At 42.5% G+C, this 16,609-nt stretch carries 16 protein-coding genes; 10 read left to right on the forward strand and 6 right to left on the reverse strand.

Translation table 11 applies throughout. The features are described from left to right. The first annotated feature begins 216 nt into the window (after nt 1–216). From ACKI4H_RS07300 to ACKI4H_RS07320, 5 genes are read left to right on the forward strand one after another with little or no spacing between them, the layout of a single operon-like run. A complete protein-coding gene (locus ACKI4H_RS07300) occupies nt 217–1,035 on the forward strand; it encodes an ABC transporter ATP-binding protein (protein ID WP_407304797.1) in 819 nt (272 codons plus the stop codon). Beyond that, the gene (gene mlaE, locus ACKI4H_RS07305; protein ID WP_407304798.1) at nt 1,032–1,811 is read left to right on the forward strand and encodes a lipid asymmetry maintenance ABC transporter permease subunit MlaE; all 780 of its coding nucleotides are present in this window, start codon (nt 1,032–1,034) and stop codon (nt 1,809–1,811) included. Before ACKI4H_RS07300 ends, mlaE begins: the two co-directional genes overlap by 4 nt. After that, on the forward strand, nt 1,808–2,476 hold the full coding sequence (locus tag ACKI4H_RS07310) for an outer membrane lipid asymmetry maintenance protein MlaD (RefSeq protein ID WP_407304799.1): 669 nt from the start codon (nt 1,808–1,810) through the stop codon (nt 2,474–2,476). The genes mlaE and ACKI4H_RS07310 overlap by 4 nt, the downstream gene beginning before the upstream one ends. 18 nt (nt 2,477–2,494) lie before the next feature. After that, a complete protein-coding gene (locus ACKI4H_RS07315; RefSeq protein ID WP_407304801.1) occupies nt 2,495–3,127 on the forward strand; it encodes a phospholipid-binding protein MlaC in 633 nt (210 codons plus the stop codon). A gap of 15 nt (nt 3,128–3,142) precedes the next feature. Then, complete coding sequence (locus tag ACKI4H_RS07320; RefSeq protein WP_407304803.1) at nt 3,143–3,433, forward strand: lipid asymmetry maintenance protein MlaB; 291 nt, start codon at nt 3,143–3,145, stop codon at nt 3,431–3,433. A gap of 115 nt (nt 3,434–3,548) precedes the next feature. On the opposite strand, the gene ACKI4H_RS07325 is transcribed toward ACKI4H_RS07320, so the two are convergent. Continuing rightward, the gene (locus tag ACKI4H_RS07325) at nt 3,549–4,562 is read right to left on the reverse strand and encodes a CorA family divalent cation transporter (protein WP_407304805.1); all 1,014 of its coding nucleotides are present in this window, start codon (nt 4,560–4,562) and stop codon (nt 3,549–3,551) included. Nucleotides 4,563–4,711: 149 nt separating this feature from the next. Here ACKI4H_RS07325 and ACKI4H_RS07330 point away from each other — a divergent pair, with 149 nt between their 5' ends. After that, nucleotides 4,712–5,305 (forward strand): TIGR00730 family Rossman fold protein, encoded by a 594-nt coding sequence (locus tag ACKI4H_RS07330; RefSeq protein WP_407304807.1) that lies wholly within the window; start codon nt 4,712–4,714, stop codon nt 5,303–5,305. 2 nt (nt 5,306–5,307) lie between these two features. Further along, nucleotides 5,308–5,715 carry an NUDIX hydrolase gene (locus tag ACKI4H_RS07335; RefSeq protein WP_407304809.1) on the forward strand — a complete coding sequence of 136 codons (408 nt, stop codon included), beginning with the start codon at nt 5,308–5,310 and terminating at the stop codon, nt 5,713–5,715. A gap of 77 nt (nt 5,716–5,792) precedes the next feature. Here the strand turns inward: ACKI4H_RS07335 and ACKI4H_RS07340 are convergent, their stop codons facing one another. Further along, entirely contained in the window at nt 5,793–6,425 is a 633-nt protein-coding gene (locus ACKI4H_RS07340) for a ComF family protein (protein WP_407304811.1), read from the reverse strand. 214 nt (nt 6,426–6,639) lie between these two features. Beyond that, complete coding sequence (gene recG, locus ACKI4H_RS07345) at nt 6,640–8,685, reverse strand: ATP-dependent DNA helicase RecG (protein ID WP_407304813.1); 2,046 nt, start codon at nt 8,683–8,685, stop codon at nt 6,640–6,642. Between the two features lie 35 nt (nt 8,686–8,720). Here recG and ACKI4H_RS07350 point away from each other — a divergent pair, with 35 nt between their 5' ends. After that, nucleotides 8,721–9,530, forward strand: a complete 810-nt coding sequence (locus ACKI4H_RS07350) for a sugar nucleotide-binding protein (protein WP_407304815.1) — start codon at nt 8,721–8,723, stop codon at nt 9,528–9,530. A gap of 121 nt (nt 9,531–9,651) precedes the next feature. On the opposite strand, the gene plsB is transcribed toward ACKI4H_RS07350, so the two are convergent. Next, complete coding sequence (gene plsB / locus ACKI4H_RS07355; RefSeq protein WP_407304817.1) at nt 9,652–12,228, reverse strand: glycerol-3-phosphate 1-O-acyltransferase PlsB; 2,577 nt, start codon at nt 12,226–12,228, stop codon at nt 9,652–9,654. A 290-nt stretch (nt 12,229–12,518) separates the two neighbouring features. Here plsB and ACKI4H_RS07360 point away from each other — a divergent pair, with 290 nt between their 5' ends. Both ACKI4H_RS07360 and ACKI4H_RS07365 read left to right on the forward strand, forming a co-directional pair. Further along, nucleotides 12,519–13,391 carry an acyl-CoA thioesterase gene (locus tag ACKI4H_RS07360; protein WP_407304819.1) on the forward strand — a complete coding sequence of 291 codons (873 nt, stop codon included), beginning with the start codon at nt 12,519–12,521 and terminating at the stop codon, nt 13,389–13,391. A gap of 378 nt (nt 13,392–13,769) precedes the next feature. Next, nucleotides 13,770–15,008: a dicarboxylate/amino acid:cation symporter gene (locus ACKI4H_RS07365; protein ID WP_407304821.1), complete on the forward strand. Its 1,239-nt coding sequence runs from the start codon at nt 13,770–13,772 to the stop codon at nt 15,006–15,008. Here the strand turns inward: ACKI4H_RS07365 and ACKI4H_RS07370 are convergent. Both ACKI4H_RS07370 and ACKI4H_RS07375 read right to left on the reverse strand, forming a co-directional pair. Further along, a complete protein-coding gene (locus tag ACKI4H_RS07370; protein ID WP_407304823.1) occupies nt 15,005–15,424 on the reverse strand; it encodes a VOC family protein in 420 nt (139 codons plus the stop codon). The genes ACKI4H_RS07365 and ACKI4H_RS07370 overlap by 4 nt on opposite strands. Nucleotides 15,425–15,514: 90 nt before the next feature. After that, nucleotides 15,515–16,459, reverse strand: coding sequence for a metal-dependent hydrolase (locus ACKI4H_RS07375; RefSeq protein WP_407304825.1), 945 nt, complete (start codon nt 16,457–16,459; stop codon nt 15,515–15,517). Nucleotides 16,460–16,609: the final 150 nt, after the last annotated feature.

Below are 16,609 nucleotides of genomic sequence, written 5' to 3' on the forward strand. Positions count from 1 at the left end.
GTTTGGCCTTATTGTTATGTAATATTGCGTACTATCTTTATAATGTTTTTCTGTAACGTAGCGTCCTGTTTTATATCTGCTTTTTATAAAAAATAGAATTACAATTAAATTCATTAGAAAATTCACTGGATTCATCGCTTTTTATCTAAAAGTGACATTTTAAGCTTTAATCCTTTATAGTATGCATGCTGAAAAAATGTAGGAAAACGCTCAGCTATGAATAATCAAATACCCTCTCAATCTCAGTTTTTAATTGAGATTAAAAATCTGAGCTTTAAACGAGGGGAACGTATCATTTATGACAATGTCAGCCTGACGATTCGTCGGGGGCAAATCACTGCCATTATGGGGCCTTCAGGTACAGGTAAGACAACCTTACTGCGTCTGATCGGTGGGCAGCTCGTTCCAGACCAAGGACAAGTTCTACTGGATGGAAAAGACATTGCCACGATGTCGCGCTCTGACTTATTTGCTGCACGTGCACGTATGGGCATGCTTTTTCAAAGTGGGGCACTCTTTACCGATATGACCACCTATGAAAATGTGGCATTTCCACTTCGGGCGCATACAAAGTTACCTGAACATCTCATCGCTGAAATTGTGGCATTGAAATTAGAGTCTGTAGGTTTGCGCGGTGCAGAACAACTGATGCCGTCCGAGCTATCGGGGGGGATGAACCGTCGTGTCGCATTGGCGCGTGCCATTGCCCTTGATCCAGAACTGATTATGTATGATGAGCCATTCGCAGGCCAAGATCCGATTGTGATGGGTGTTTTGAGCCGTTTAATTCGCTCACTACGTGAAGCGCTGGATTTAACCACTATTATTGTCTCGCATGATGTGGCAGAAACGTTGTCGATAGCCGATTATATTTATGTCGTTGCAGAAGGCAAAATTCAGGGAGAAGGCACGCCTGCTGAACTCAGAGAACATGCCTCACCCTTTGTTCGTCAATTTCTCACTGGGTCAATAGAAGGTCCGGTCGATTATCAATTTAGCCATCAAGCTTATTTAAGTGATGAGGTGCGTTCATGAATGCCATTGCCTTATTAGGTAGACGCGTTATTGAACGTGTACGGGGTATCGGCGTGGCAACAGTGATGTTGCTGCAAATTTTATTTTCCATGCCGACCAGACTGGGCGTAACGTTATTTATTTATCAAATGCACCGTATTGGGGTCATGTCTTTATTGATCATTGGTGTGTCTGGTTTATTTATTGGCTTGGTGCTGGGGCTGCAAGGTTATTCCATTCTGGTGAATGTAGGTTCTGAAGCCATGCTCGGAACCATGGTATCGCTGACTTTACTACGTGAACTTGCACCTGTAGTTGCAGCCTTGTTATTTGCCGGACGTGCAGGTTCAGCACTGACTGCTGAAATTGGTTTAATGAAAGCCACCGAACAGCTTTCCAGTATGGAAATGATTGGTGTAGATCCGCTAAAACGTATTGTTTCACCACGGTTGTGGGCAGGTATTGTCAGTTTGCCTATGCTGACGGTGATTTTTGCTGCTATTGGTATTTTGGGCGGTAAAATGGTGGGTGTAGATTTTTTAGGTGTTGATGAAGGTTCTTACTGGAGCGGCATGCAAAGTTCCGTTCAGTTTGGGCATGATGTGGTAAATGGTATTATAAAAAGTATTGTTTTTGCCCTGATTTGTACCTGGATTGCGGTATATCAAGGTTATGCCTGTGAGCCAACCTCCGAAGGGATTGCAACATCGACAACCCGTACAGTGGTTTATTCGTCATTATGTGTATTAGGCTTTGATTTTGTGTTGACTGCGGTCATGTTTGGAGGGGTTCAATGAAATCACGTACAAGTGAGCTGACCGTAGGTATTTTTGTCATTATCTTCGGTGTGGCGTTATTTTTCTTAGCCATGAAAGTGAGTGGATTGTCGGGCACCAATTTACGTGATGCTTATAACATGACTGCACAATTTGACAATGTAAATGGTTTAAAGCCGCGTGCTAAAGTCACCATGAGTGGCGTAACGATTGGTCGGGTCACCGATATTACCCTTGACCCTGTATCACGTTTAGCCACTGTTCATTTTGAACTGGATGGCAAGCTGACTTCATTTAATAAAGAACAGCTTAAAACAGTTAAAACCAATGCCTTAGAAGAATTGCGCTATAGCACAGAATATACTGAAGCGACACCGGCCCAACAAAAAGAAATGGAAAAACAACTTGTGGATAACATGAGCTCCATCACCAGCATTGATGAGGATGCTTATATTATGGTCGCCACCAATGGTTTATTGGGTGAAAAATACTTAAAAGTAGTACCGGGTGGTGGTTTGAACTACGTGAAACGTGGTGAAAGTATTGCCAATACTCAAGGTACGATGGACCTTGAAGATTTGATTAGTAAGTTTATTACTGGTGGTGCGGGTAAATCATCAGAAAAAGCGGCAGATGCAAAAACATCAGGTGAATCGGCAGATGCAGAAGCATCATTTGTTGAATAATTTGGAGAGGAAATTTTAGTGAATACTTTAGTTAAATATACACTTACAGCGACTGTTTTATCAGCAATGATGGCATCTACTGCATTTGCAGCACCAGCAGAAGCACCCCCTGCTTTTGTTAAAAAAGTTGCGGATGGCCTGATTTCACGCTTAAAAGCAGATCATGCGAAATTGCAAGATAATCCAGCTGCAGTAAAAACCATTGTACGTCAAAATCTTGACCCGTATATTGATTCGCAATCCTTTACCCGTATTGTGATGGGTACCTATGCGACCAATCAATACAGTACTGCGGCTCAGCGTGCTCAATTTGAACGTAACTTCCGTGAAACTTTAATTGAAAATTACGGTAGTGCATTTGCGAAGTTTTCCAATCAGTCATATAGCCTTCGTCCATACAAAGAGACCAACAGTAAAAACCCTGTTGTGACCATGGACTTTAGTAACAAAGGTGAAAAAATTCCTGTATCTTTCCAGTTGGTAGATAAAGGTAACCAATGGAAAATCCGCAACATGAATGTTTCAGGCATTGATTTAGGTTTACAGTTCCGCAATCAGTTTGCTGCAACCGTAAAACGTAATGGTGGCAGCTTGGATAAAGCAATTGCAAACTTCCAGCCAGATGCAGAGGCAGCTGTTAATAAAAAATAATTGAGTAGGTGTTCAGTGATTGAAATCATTAATCAGGAAGTGCAGGTTTCTGGAAAAATAGATTATCTAAATGCTGAAAGCTATTACCAGCAGGGTTTGAAACTGATTCAATCTCGAAATCAGTTTCCCTTAGTGGTAAATTTGGCACAGTTGGAGCAGGGTAGTACTTTGGCTTTGGCTGTATTGGTACGCTGGTTACGCCAGACTCCGAAAGCACAAGGGTTACAGTTTAAAGCTGTGCCTGAAAAGATGATGAAAATTATTCAGGCCTGTCATTTACAAAATGATCTGCACTTGATTGCCTGAACACTGAAATATAAAAAAAGCACCGAAAGGTGCTTTTTTATTGTCTGCAAATAGGTATTTATCAAATCGGGAGCGTTTCTTGCGCTTCGCTTTGAAGCAGTGCTTCAAAGCTTGCTCAAATCCATTTTTTCCAGCGGAAATAAACCAATGGTCCAATAAAGAACGCGAGTAAAATAATACCGACCATAATGAAGCTGGTTGTTCCTCTGGCAAAAGGCAATACATCGGTATTCATGCCATAAATACTGGCAACCAGCATCGGTGGGGCGAGCATACTTGGCAAGATCGAGAATCGACGAATCGTGTCATTCTGTTCGGTGTTAATAAATCCCGATGTGGTATCGAGCAAGAATCGAACCTTTTGGAATAAGAAGGCATCATGTTCCACCAGCGAACGCACGTCCTCACTCAGCTCTCGAATATCTGCATCATAAATATGACTGCCCAACGCACGTGGACGAGACAAGAAAGTCAACACACGGCGTAAGTCGATTAAACACAATTGCGCTTTTCCAAGCATGTCTTCTAGTTGCGCCAAGCGGGTAATCATGTCGTCCAGATCGAGCATCTGTTCACGATGTCGGTTGTTTAATACCTCAGTGGAATATTTTTCCAGGTCTTTGTGGATATCTTCCAAGATATCCGCAAGTTCGTCCAGTTTGGCTTCAAGTAGCCCTAGTAATACCCAGGTAGGGTCTTTATAGTCAATTTCATAATCATTACGACGGGCGCGGGCACGAAAGGCACGGAATGCAACCAGCTTTTCACCACGTAAAGTAAATAAGTGTTGTTTGTGCAGAATAAAAGCAACGGTTTGTACAGTGGCTAAAATACTCGAATCATCATCTGTTTCGCCATCGACCTGAAAGTTTTTATTTTTCGTTAAAAAGTAGGTGCTGATATGTAAAATACCGTCATCATCACGGTAAAATCGTGCTGATGAGGAAATGTCTTCTAATGACTTTAGCGTGGGTAGGTTCTGTTTATAAGCATCTAATACCCACTGTTGTTCTTCTTGTGAGGGGGCAATTAAATCAATCCACACCAAATCTTGATGGAGATCAAAGCCTCCGTTAATGGTGGCATCTTCCAAACTACCGCGCTCTGTGGCGTAAAAGGCTTCAAGCATGCTGTCTTTTCCCTGCGGCAGTATAGGTTAATCAATGGGTGTATTTTAGACAAGGAATTGAATAAAAACACTGATTGAATCGCTTTTTTATGAAAAATCTCCTGAATATTTAATTTATTAGGATGATATCTTCAAAACATGGTGAAAAAATGACGAAATCAATTGCAATTTTTTGTGGTTCAGCAGTGGGGACGGATACCATTTTCTTAGATACTGCACAGAAAACAGGTCGAACAATTGCCGAGCAAGGCAAAACACTGGTATATGGGGGTGGTCGTTCCGGTTTGATGGGGATTGTTGCCGATAGTGCCTTACAGGCGGGCGGTAAAGTCATAGGCGTGATTCCAAATGCATTGGTCGACCGTGAGCTTGCACATCCCCATTTAACAGAATTGCATGTAGTTGCAAATATGCATGAGCGCAAAACCAAGATGTCGGAACTATCTGATGCTTTTATTGCTTTACCCGGTGGTGCTGGAACTTTGGAAGAGATTTTTGAGCAGTGGACTTGGGCACAATTGGGCATTCATTTGAAGCCGTGTGCATTTTTTAATGTGGCAGGTTTTTATGATGATTTGCTGAAATTTATCCAGTTGACCACAGTAAAAGGTTTTACTCATCCCCGCTTTTCCGACAGCATTATTGCTTCAGATTCAGTCGAAGAAATTTTACAGCAATTTGATGCTTTTCAAGCCCCACAACCGAAATGGGGCATGGCCGATCAGCAAGCATTGGTGAACTAAACATGAAAGTGATTACCGTTGCAGCAGCCATTATTTTAAATGATGAAGACCAGCTTTTAGTGGTTCGTAAACAGAATACCTGCTGTTTTATGCAGGTGGGTGGAAAGCTTGAACCGAATGAATCCCCTGAACACACCATGTTGCGTGAAATTCAGGAAGAAATAGGTTGTGCGGCGACTATTAAGCAATTTGTGGGTCGTTTTGAAACGGCAACGGCCAATGAGCCAGATCACTTATTGGTGAGTTATGTGTATGTGGTGACTTTGGATCATGCACCGAAAATTGATGCAGAAATTGCAGAAATGAAGTGGGTCGATTTGGATGATCAAAACACTAAGCTTGCACCATTGACCACAGAAATTGTGATGCCATGGGTCAATCAATTTTTAACAGAAAGCACCATTTTTTAGGTCGGTTTTAAATAAGGGGTTAAATTTATACTTAGCGCTTATGAAATATTTCTTATCTTTTTAAAGTAGAGAAATTATTAAGTCTCCGCACTCGCAATGCAGGCAGCATAAATTTTCTGACAATCTAATTCTTCAAGCTTTTGTTTTAATGCGTAAATGGAGCTGCCTGTGGTCACGACATCATCCAGAATCAGTACACGGCGATAACGAAGTTTTGATGTGGTGTTGATCTGAAACTGTTGTTCAATCTGATCAATGCGCTCTAACCGGCTTAAGCCTTTTTGTGAATGCTGGTGTAAACGGGTAATAGGTTGCCATATGGGAATATTCAGCTGTTTGGCCATAATTTTAGCCAGGATCAGAGACTGATTGTAACCGCGTTCTAGTAGTCGTTGTGTTGATATCGGCATCGGGATGATGGCCTGGATTTTGGGTAGGCGAAGTTGCAATAATGTCCCTGCAAGCACATTCTGAAAATGCAGTTGCTGCTCATATTTGAATTTCTGGATAATGCGATCAATCGGGTAGTCATAATGACAAGCCACCTGAATATCCATTTCCTGACGCTGGACTGTACTTTTAGACCACGGCAATTGTTGCCAGCAATCTTTACAGAGTGAATGGTGGTGGTATCGGTCAACTCCACAAAGTATGCAGGGGAAAATGTTATAGATCGTTTGGCGAACTAATGGATAAATAAATTGCAGCATGGTTTGATTCTTCTTGTTATTTGGCGTTAATTTTACACAGTGTGTATGAAGGCTCAAGAGTTTTTATTGGATTTAATCACTCATTTTTGAAATCAATAAAGCGTATAGCGACTCTTGTCAGGACAGCATCCATGCTGTCTACCTCATAGTAAATATCTGAATAGATTTTTTATTTTTATCTTTGTTATTAAAAGTATTCTTTTGAAATGATGCTCTACACATAAGCATAGCGTGGGGCTTCAGGCAGCCAGCGTTTGAGTAAAGCTTTGGCATTCTCTGGATAGTTTTTGAGAATTTGCTGTGCCACATAATGCGCTTGATCCAGCAGATGATCATCTCGTTCCAGTTTGGCAACCCGAAAACCCATATCACCGGTTTGCTTGGTGCCAAGTAGCTCACCCGGACCGCGAATTTCCAGATCTTTTTCTGCAATCACAAACCCATCATTACTTTCACGCAAAATACGTAAGCGTTCCTGGCCATTTTGAGACAAAGGATTTTTATAAAGCAGGGCACAGAAACTGGCGGTTGCACCACGTCCAACCCGTCCACGCAACTGATGTAATTGTGAAAGCCCTAAGCGTTCAGCATTTTCAATCACCATAATTGAGGCATTCGGCACATCAACCCCAACTTCAATTACGGTGGTGGCAATGAGGAGTTGCAGCTGATTGTCTTTAAATTGCTGCATCACCAACTGCTTTTCATCGGCTTTCATTTTGCCATGTACCAGACCAATATTGATATGTGGAAAGCGTTCTTTAATTTCCTGATAAGTGGCTTCTGCAGCTTGAGCATCTAAAGTTTCCGATTGTTCCACCAAGGTACAAACCCAATAAGCTTGCTTGCCTTCAGCACAGTTTGTAGCAATCCGGACTAACACTTCTTCACGGCGGTCTAAAGGAATGGTGACAGTTTGAATCGGGGTACGACCCGGAGGAAGTTCATCAATCACTGAGGTATCCAGATCGCCATAAGCAGACATCGCCAGTGTGCGAGGAATCGGGGTAGCAGTCATGACCAATTGATGGGGTGTCATGTTGTTGGCCCCTTTATTACGTAGCGCCAGCCGTTGATCGACCCCGAAGCGATGCTGTTCATCAATAATCACCAAACCCAATTTGGCAAATCCGACATTTTCCTGAAATAGTGCATGGGTACCGACCACTAAATTTGCGGTGCCTTCTTTGATGCCTTGTTCTGCAGCTGCGCGTGCTTTACCTTTTTGTTTCCCTGAAAGCCAAGAAACATTAAGTCCTAATGGTTCAAACCATTTTTTAAAATTTAAATAATGCTGTTCAGCCAAAATTTCAGTCGGTGCCATCAGCGCTACTTGCCATCCTTCTTCCAAGGCATGACATGCTGCAACACCCGCAACTAAAGTTTTACCTGCACCGACATCACCCTGGACTAAACGCAGCATCGGTTTGTTTTGTTTTAAATCCTGCACAATTTCTTTGGAGACACGTTTTTGCGCACCGGTCAGGCTAAAGGGTAAGCTGGTTAATAACTGTTTGGCAAAGTTTTTACTCGGTGAAAAAGAAGGGGCTTCAATTTGCTGAATATAAGCACGGCGTGAAAGCAGACTAATCTGGTGCGCGACCAGTTCTTCAAAGATTAAGCGTTGCTGGGCAGGATGCGAGCCTTGTGCCAGTTGCAACATGTTGGCATTCAGTGGCGGTTCATGAATATATTCCAGTGCCTGTTTTAGCGCATAACCATTGGTAAATTTTTCTGGCAATAACTCAGGCAGGTCATCACTGTGCTGTTTCAGGGCCTGTTTAACATAATCTCGCAGTTTGGCTTGGGTTAAACCTTCGGTGGCGGGATAAATGGCGGTCAGTTCAGTTTTAGGTAAGGGTGTGTGTTGAGTGATGAGCTGAATTTCAGGATGATAAAGCTCTAAACCACGTGCACCGACACGGACTTCACCAAAGATACGCAATTGATTGCCCAATTTGGCACGATCGGTCAGGGCCTTATAGACATGGTAAAAACGCAAGGTGACTTTGCCGAAATCATCCTCTAAGAGCACCGCCATCGATTTGCGCTTACCTGGTGGGAAATCCACCCCTTTGACTACGCCTTCTAGCAAATAGCTGCGCCCCACGATCAATTGGTTCATGGGGATGATCGTGCTACGATCTTCATAATCACGCGGCAGATGGAACAGCAGATCATCTGTGGTGAAAATATTCAGTTTTTCCAGTAAAGCAGCAGAGGCATTTCCTAACCCTTGCAATTGATGGACGGCAGCCATTTACCCTCAACTTAGATTATGTAATCAGGTGTTTAATGCATATATTATTTATTGGTTATGGTAAAACATCTTGGCGTGTTGCTAAACAGTTATTTGAGCAAGGCCACCAAATTACCACAATTAGCCAGAGTCTGAAAACCGATGAATTTGCGACGCATCTGATTCAGGATGTTCATCAACTGGATTTAGCTCATGTTCCAGCCATCGATTGGGTTTATGTTTTACTGTCACCTTCACAAAGCACTATAGAAGGGTATCAACAGACTTATGTCGATTCTGTTGCTCCCATTGTAGCAGCGTTAAAACAGCATCCAGTTCAAAAGATTGTGGTGGTGTCATCTACTCGTGTGTATGGTGAAAATAAGGGTGAGCGTATTGATGATGAGTCATGTATTCAACCTATTGATGAACAGGGCCAATTACTCTTAAAGATGGAGCAGTTGTATCAGCAGGCTTTCCCCAATCAATGCATTATCATTCGTCCAACAGGTATTTATGGTACGTCAGTTGCCCGAATGATCAAACTTGCTGAAATGACTCAAAGCTATTCTAAAGTACACTATAGCAATCGTATTCACATCAATGATCTAGCCCGATTCCTTGCACAATTGATTCACGTGGAACATCCAGAAAATTCGTATATTGTCAGCAATAATCAGCCGATCCCTTTGCATGAAATTATTCAATGGTTTCAAAGACAGCTAAATTTACCTGAACTGGTTTTAGAAAATGGCGAACAGTCAGGAAAAAGGATTTATGCAACGCGGATGAAGGAAGTGGGGTTTAAGTTGGAACATGAAGATTGTTTGGGGGATTATAAAAAGCTATTAGCCCAAATGGGATAATAAAAGTTCCCTCTCCTTGAGGAGAGGGTTAGGGAGAGGTATTTTTAAATAATCAAATATTAAATTTTAATCTCACCCTCATCCCAACCTTCTCCCAGAGGGAGAAGGGGCTAAAATAAAATTATTTCTTTTTACGTTTCAAACGACGTTTCGCCTGTTGGGCAGCAACTGCATCCAAAGCTTCTTTTAACTCTTCATCGCTGAAAGTGGTAATGTGTTGAAGCATCTGCAAAGTCACATCATCTAGAACAAGATTGGCATACTGCGCCACATTCTGGAAGTTCTCGTCAAACACAATGGCATTGTCTTCATTGTTGCGAATATAGCCCTGTTGAGTCAGTACCTTAATAAAGCTTTGGAATAGGGCTTTATCGAAGAATTCTGGTGAATTGAATTCATAAAGTACTGACAAACGCTGACCGACCAGATGACTGAGTTCTTCCACCTGACGGGTTGAAATGTTGCCTGAACCGCGCTGAGTGATCAGCGCTAAGGTCATGTAGTAACGTTCAAGACTTTGCATTACAGGAGCAGCCAGAACCACAAGTTGATTATGATCTTCTGAGTTTGGCGCTGGAGACACCAAGTTGCCATCTGCATCTTCAGAAATCAATTTTGCCTTAATTAAGGCTTCAACATAGGCACATATCTGGTCTTTGAGATCATCATCTTGCCATTTCAAGAACAATTCAGCTTTCAAGAATGGATACAGCGTGCGAATCACATTGATCAAATCACCACGACGGATTGAACCGTTATGCTCAACCAGGGCAGAAATTAAAGACGGCAATACAAAGGCATGCAGAATGTTATTGCGGAAGTAAGTCAGTAAAACTGCTTGATTGTCTTCAATCGCAATAATATCGCCCAACACATGCTTGATGCGTTTAATCAGTTTCAGTTTCAGACCGTAGGCAATAATTTCTTTGCCTGAAAGCGGTGTGACTTGGGTACGTTCATCATAAGGTAAGGCGGTGACCAAATTACGGTATGCATCGAGTTGTTTAATGCAGATCTCTTCATCTAGTGTATGTTTTGGTGTGGCGAGTAGAATCAAGGAAAGCAGTGAAACAGGATTAATCACTACAGCACGGTTAATATTTTCTAAAATTGCATGTGCTGAACTGTTGACTGCATCGGACACTTCTTGCGGAACAGGATCGTCATTCTTTTCAATCTTGATTTGATCTGCACCGTGTTTTTTCAGCATGTCATCTAAAAACACCGGCTCACCGAAGTTCACATGCACTTTACCGAAAATGCGCTCGATTTTACGCAAGGTTTTTAAAATACCAATAATCGACTCAGATTCTTTCGGCTTGCCTTGCATTTCACCGACATAGGTTGAGCCTTCCATCAGACGTTCATAACCAATATACGTTGGCAAAAACACGATCGGTTTTGATCGACCACGCAAATGACTATGTACGGTCATCGCAAGCATGCCGGTTTTCGCTGGCAGCAAACGGCCTGTACGTGAACGGCCACCTTCAATAAAGTATTCAAGTGGCGTGTTACGCGACAAAATGCTGTACAGGTATTCTTTAAATACCGTGGTATATAAGCCATTGCCACGGAAGGTACGACGAATAAAGAATGCACCGCCACCACGTAATAATTGACCTACAAACGGCATATTCAGGTTATCGCCCGCAGCAATGTACGGCACCATCATGCCACGCTTATAAATCACATAAGATAGCAACAAGTAGTCGATGTGGCTGCGGTGACATGGGGTGTAGATGATCTCGTAGTCTTTGGCAAGTTCGCGCACCGTACTGAAGTTATGCACTTCTACGCCGTCATACAGCTGCGTCCATAAACGGGTCAGCGCCATATCGGCAAAATGCACCGCAGAATGTGAATAATCAGAGACGATTTCGTTCAAATACCCAATTGCTCGACGTTCAGATTCAATCATGCTGACTTTGCTGCGGATACTTTCACGGCGAATCGCTTCTTGTACATCTGTAGATTTGATCAGTGAATGCATGACATTACGACGGTCTGACAGGTCGGGACCGAGCACAACTTCGCGCTGACCATCTAAATAGTTATTCAGCGTATTGAGGATATACGTCGCAGGGGACAAGTTTGGATGGGTCTTTTTGGCAAAGTCGATCAGCGCACGCAAGGATTGTCCTTGATGGAATTCCAGATAAGACTGACGACCATGCAAGCCGATATTTACCAATTGCTTGATTGTACCCGGAGTTGCCCATGTATCCGTAAACAGTAGCTTAAACCAGGAATCTTCTTTATCGGGTGAGCGTCCCCACAGCACAGTCACGGGAATAAGCTCGATATCTACTTCAGGATGATTTTCTAAAATATCAATTAAGCGGAGTAAACGTGGCGGAAAAGCATGTGGCGGAGGATTAAGTAAATTATTTTCATTATGATGCTGTAAAAACAGCACCGATGCTTTTTCTTTCTGGTTCCCGACCACTAACGGGTCTAAGGCAGGGGGAAGGTTGAGACGTCGTGTTTCACCATCGACAATCAGTGCATTGCTGCGTGAGTAATTTTGTAGAACATAACAGATAATTTTCTGCTTAACCATTTGTTCTGTTGAGTTATTTTCTTCTGTAATTGTCGGTTCAGCAGGAACCTCACCAAGAACATGTGGGGTTACCACGAGGTCAAGCAGCTTACTTGAAAGCTGACGATACATTTGACCAAAGCCACTCTTGGACATATACACTCCTACTTAATGACCGAAACCACAGATTTTCTGAGGGGGAAATTGATTTGCATCATTGTAATTTAAAACAGTATGGCATTTTCTGACAAAATGCATATTCAATGTTAAATTTTATCGTTAAAAAACGTATTTTTAGCCAATCTGTACCAAAAAAATCTGACAGGCCAGTCAGTCTAACTCTAGGGGTTTGGTCGGGATTTATGGCAAAATAGCTTCAATAGTTTATCTGATCGATTTAAATTTTTCGCCTACATTTCAGGTATCCCCAGTAAAATAGGTCATTTATGAATGCGTTAACCCAAGAACTGGTTGAATTACTTAGCCTTGAAAAAATTGAAGAGAATGTCTACCGAGGCATAAGCCGAAACTTGGTTGGAAAACGCGTTTTCGGTGGTCAGGTGTTAGGGCAGGCATTGCGTGCGGCATCCTATACTACCGATCGTCCTGCACATTCATTGCATGCTTACTTTTTGTATGGTGGCGATGTCAATGCCCCTATTCTGTATCAAGTTGACCGTTTGCGTGATGGGAAAAGTTTTGTCAGTCGCCAAGTGCGCGCCATTCAACATGGTCGTACCATTTTTACCGCGATGATTTCTTTTGCTCATCCAGAAGAAGGGTTAAATTACCAGATTGGTGAACCTGAATATCCGGCTCCAGAGCAGGTGAAATCAGAAGCTGAACTGAAAAAAATGTTTGTGGAATTTGTGCCGGAAAATGTGCGTGCCAGCTTTATGCGCGATCGTTACATTGATATCCGTCCGATCGAACCCAGCAACCCATTTCAGCCGCAGCCTGAAGCACCCTCTTATGCACACTATTTACGTACCCATGATAAAATTTCGTCAGATGTAGATGAAATATCCTTACATCAAGCCATTGCCGCATTTTATTCAGACTTTACCTTAATGACCACGGCGCTTCGTCCACATGGTTTAAGTTATTTGTCGCCAAGTTTGCAATGTGCCAGTATCGACCATGCCATGTATTTCCATAAACCGTTTCGTGTTGATGAATGGATGCTATACGACATGGATGCAACCGTGAGTGCAAGTTCACGCGGCCTGAACTTTGGTCGCATGTGGCAAAACGGTGAGCTGGTATGTAGTACTACTCAAGAAGGTTTAATTCGTATCCGCGAAATTGAAACCCAGTAACAAATCATAGTTGTTTAAAAAAAACCGGACATAGGGTCCGGTTTTTTTATGAGGTTATTTTAGTGGCAGCGCGGAATATCTTCGGATACATCTTTATGGCAGCCATGAGCAGAATGAGCAAAAGCTGTTCCCATATTGAATATGAGCGTGGTGATAAGAATTATTTTTTTCATATGGGTACTCTTTTAATTATTTGTAGAGGCGTAGTAATTCAAAAGCAGATTTTATGCCATTTATTTAGCAAGTCTTAGCTGATTTAGACAAAGTGAAAATTATGTTTTTTCATATTTATGCTGAACTTGTGACAAAAAATTCCTCGATTCTAAAAGTAGGGCATGGCATAGTGCCTGCAAGACTTGACAATAAACACATGTAGAGATGAGCTTAAATACACAAATTTTAATTGCGGCAATTTTAGGTGTGGCTTTTGGTTTTATTCTGAATCTTTATCCCAACAGCGCATTTTTTGATGCCAGTTTATATGGCTTGGGAATTGCCAGCAGTATTTTTATTGGCTTGTTAAAGATGCTGTTAATTCCGCTAATTTTTAGTTCAATTGTGGTTGGTGTATCCAATTTGCAATCGGGTGGACAGTTAGGCAAGGTCTGGAAAATCACTTTGGCCTGCTGCGTGACCACAACCACTCTGGCTTTAATTTTAGGGATTGGCTGTGCGCATCTGTTTGATGTCGGCAAGGGCGTAGACATCGCCATGTTCCAGGAAGCGATGAATACCCATCAAACCCCAGACACTTTAACACCCACCTCATTTTTGACCAATTTTATTCAAAATACCTTAATCAATCCCTTTAAAGCCTTTTCTGAAGGCAATGTGCTTGCTGTTGTAGTGTTTGCTTTATTTTTTGGTGTGGCCTTGGTACATGGTGGTGAGCGCTTTAAAACCGTACGTCAGGTCAGCCAGCAGTTTTTCGACATGATGATGTTCATGATCATCTGGGTGATGCGACTGGCACCGATTGGTATTTTTGCCTTACTCGCGAAACTGATTTCAACCGAAGATATTTCGGTACTGGGTCGTCTGGTGGAGTTTGCTGCTGTGGTGACCGGCACCACCATTTTCCATGGTGTTGTGGTTTTGCCGCTGTTACTGTGGGTTTTCGGCAAGATGAATCCAATCATCTTTTTTAGAGGGGCGCGTAGCGCACTGATTACGGCTTTTGCCACCAGTTCCAGTTCTGCCACTATGCCACTGTCCCTGAAGTGTGCCCAGGAAAACTTGGGTGTACGTTCGGCAACAGCAGGTTTTGTGATTCCTCTTGGAACACAACTCAACATGGATGGTACGGCACTTTATGAAGCTGCCGCGGCATTATTTGTTGCCAACCTGATGGGTCTGGATTTAACAATTGGCCAGCAGCTTATTGTTTGCGCGACTGCAATGATCGCGTCACTCGGTGCACCGGGTATTCCAAGTGCGGGTATGGTCACCATGATTATGGTATTGCAATCAGTCGGTTTGCCGGCCGAAGCGATTGCGATTTTATTACCGATCGATCGTTTGCTGGATACGGTGCGTACTGTGGTTAATGTGCAAGGTGACATGATGATTAGTGTAGTGGTCGACCGTCATAGCCGTGAAGATGAAATTGCAACTTAATCATTTTCCCAACACGGATTCCATACCACTTCCCATACATGTCCATTCGGATCTTGAAAGTAGCCTGCGTATCCACCATAAAATGTGGCTTGTGCAGGCTTGATAATTTCAGCCCCTGCACGCGCTGCTTGTGTCAAGACCTGATCTACTTCTAGTGGGCTATAGACATTATGTCCTAGTGTTATCTGGGTCGGGCACATAGGGCTGATTTCTAGACCCGTATCATGCTGAATACTTTGCTGTGGCCATAAGGCAAGTTTTAAATCTGATTGCAGTTCTATAAAAGCGACTGCGCCAAACTCAAAGTCTTGCCCCAGAATACCTCGGCTATGTAAGCCTAAACCTTCACAATAAAATTTTAGGGATTGCTCTAAATCCTTAACCGCAAGCGTAATGACCGAAATATAGGGTTTCATTTTTTATCCTTATCTTTTTTATCTGGATTTATTCTAGTGCAAATAAAAGTAGGGCATAAAGCCCTACTGTTTGGTATTTGTGTGATTGTCTTAAGCAACTTTGAGTATGGCCCGTTTTGCGGCAGGCGAGTGATCTAGATAGGCAATCGCATCTTCGGTTTTAGCTTCATGTACTGGATCGTACCAAGGCATTAAATAACCCAGTTGTTGGGAAACCAGCCAGAGTGGGTTGGGCATCAAGCGGTTATCTTGTTGTGAAAGGCGATACCATTCACGCCAAATCCATGGTTTAAACACACTTGGTCGAACTGATTTAAAACGTTCATCCTGCTGTATGATATGCGCTGTACCATCCACCCATAAGCCCAACACACCTGCGATGACCACTACACTTAAATAATAACGTGCAATATATCCGCCACCAAGATGACGATATAAATCAAACGCGACGGTACGGTGTTCTATTTCTTCTGCGCCGTGCCATTTGACCAGGTCGAGCATGCTGGGATCGGCGCCAAGCTGTTCCCAATATTGGTTATACAACACATATTTTCCAAGCACGCAGGTCATATGCTCAACTGTGGCAATAATGCCGAGACGAAATAAGTCCCACTGATGTTCGAGCGATTTTGGTACATTTAAACCGAGTGGTTGGTCTGCGAGCAACTTGCCGAAGAGAAAATCCATCAGTTTAAGATTGCGGGCTACATCGATATTGCGCACCGAGAGATATTCTTTATTGGCTGAAGCATGTGCCTGTGCATGCATGGCTTCCTGACGGATAAAGGCCTTTACATCCTGTTTGAGCTTTTCATCGCTAATTTGTGGCAAAACTTTGTTATACAGGCGACAAAACCAGAATTCACCGGCAGGTAAAATCATATTAATTTCGTTAACGAAATAACTGACAAAGGGCTGATTCGGAATCCAGTCGATAGGGGTTTGCTGCCATTCAAATTTGACTTTACGCGGCTTGATTTGGTACTGAATTGAAGAGCCAATTTTAGACTTTTTCAATAACGATAAAAGCTTCATCATCCTGTCCTTGTTTTGTCTGTGATCAGGTTATTTTGTCTAGGATTAAGGCCACATTGACTTAAGAATCAGTATAAAAAAATGCCCTCAATTGTGGTTAGCAATAGAGGACATTCAGATATCAATAGATGATGACTTTTGTCAGACCAT

Source organism: Acinetobacter sp. (assembly GCF_045628685.1).
Taxonomy (GTDB): Bacteria; Pseudomonadota; Gammaproteobacteria; order Pseudomonadales; family Moraxellaceae; genus Acinetobacter.

What these genes read in the sequence shown, in the direction of transcription:
- ACKI4H_RS07300 (WP_407304797.1), top strand. Translation starts at nt 217, where the DNA reads ATGAATAATCAAATACCCTCTCAATCTCAGTTTTTAATTGAGATTAAA.
- mlaE (WP_407304798.1), top strand. Translation starts at nt 1,032, where the DNA reads ATGAATGCCATTGCCTTATTAGGTAGACGCGTTATTGAACGTGTACGG.
- ACKI4H_RS07310 (WP_407304799.1), top strand. Translation starts at nt 1,808, where the DNA reads ATGAAATCACGTACAAGTGAGCTGACCGTAGGTATTTTTGTCATTATC.
- ACKI4H_RS07325 (WP_407304805.1), bottom strand. Translation starts at nt 4,562, where the DNA reads ATGCTTGAAGCCTTTTACGCCACAGAGCGCGGTAGTTTGGAAGATGCC.
- ACKI4H_RS07330 (WP_407304807.1), top strand. Translation starts at nt 4,712, where the DNA reads ATGACGAAATCAATTGCAATTTTTTGTGGTTCAGCAGTGGGGACGGAT.
- ACKI4H_RS07335 (WP_407304809.1), top strand. Translation starts at nt 5,308, where the DNA reads ATGAAAGTGATTACCGTTGCAGCAGCCATTATTTTAAATGATGAAGAC.
- ACKI4H_RS07340 (WP_407304811.1), bottom strand. Translation starts at nt 6,425, where the DNA reads ATGCTGCAATTTATTTATCCATTAGTTCGCCAAACGATCTATAACATT.
- recG (WP_407304813.1), bottom strand. Translation starts at nt 8,685, where the DNA reads ATGGCTGCCGTCCATCAATTGCAAGGGTTAGGAAATGCCTCTGCTGCT.
- ACKI4H_RS07350 (WP_407304815.1), top strand. Translation starts at nt 8,721, where the DNA reads ATGCATATATTATTTATTGGTTATGGTAAAACATCTTGGCGTGTTGCT.
- plsB (WP_407304817.1), bottom strand. Translation starts at nt 12,228, where the DNA reads ATGTCCAAGAGTGGCTTTGGTCAAATGTATCGTCAGCTTTCAAGTAAG.
- ACKI4H_RS07360 (WP_407304819.1), top strand. Translation starts at nt 12,519, where the DNA reads ATGAATGCGTTAACCCAAGAACTGGTTGAATTACTTAGCCTTGAAAAA.
- ACKI4H_RS07365 (WP_407304821.1), top strand. Translation starts at nt 13,770, where the DNA reads ATGAGCTTAAATACACAAATTTTAATTGCGGCAATTTTAGGTGTGGCT.
- ACKI4H_RS07370 (WP_407304823.1), bottom strand. Translation starts at nt 15,424, where the DNA reads ATGAAACCCTATATTTCGGTCATTACGCTTGCGGTTAAGGATTTAGAG.
- ACKI4H_RS07375 (WP_407304825.1), bottom strand. Translation starts at nt 16,459, where the DNA reads ATGAAGCTTTTATCGTTATTGAAAAAGTCTAAAATTGGCTCTTCAATT.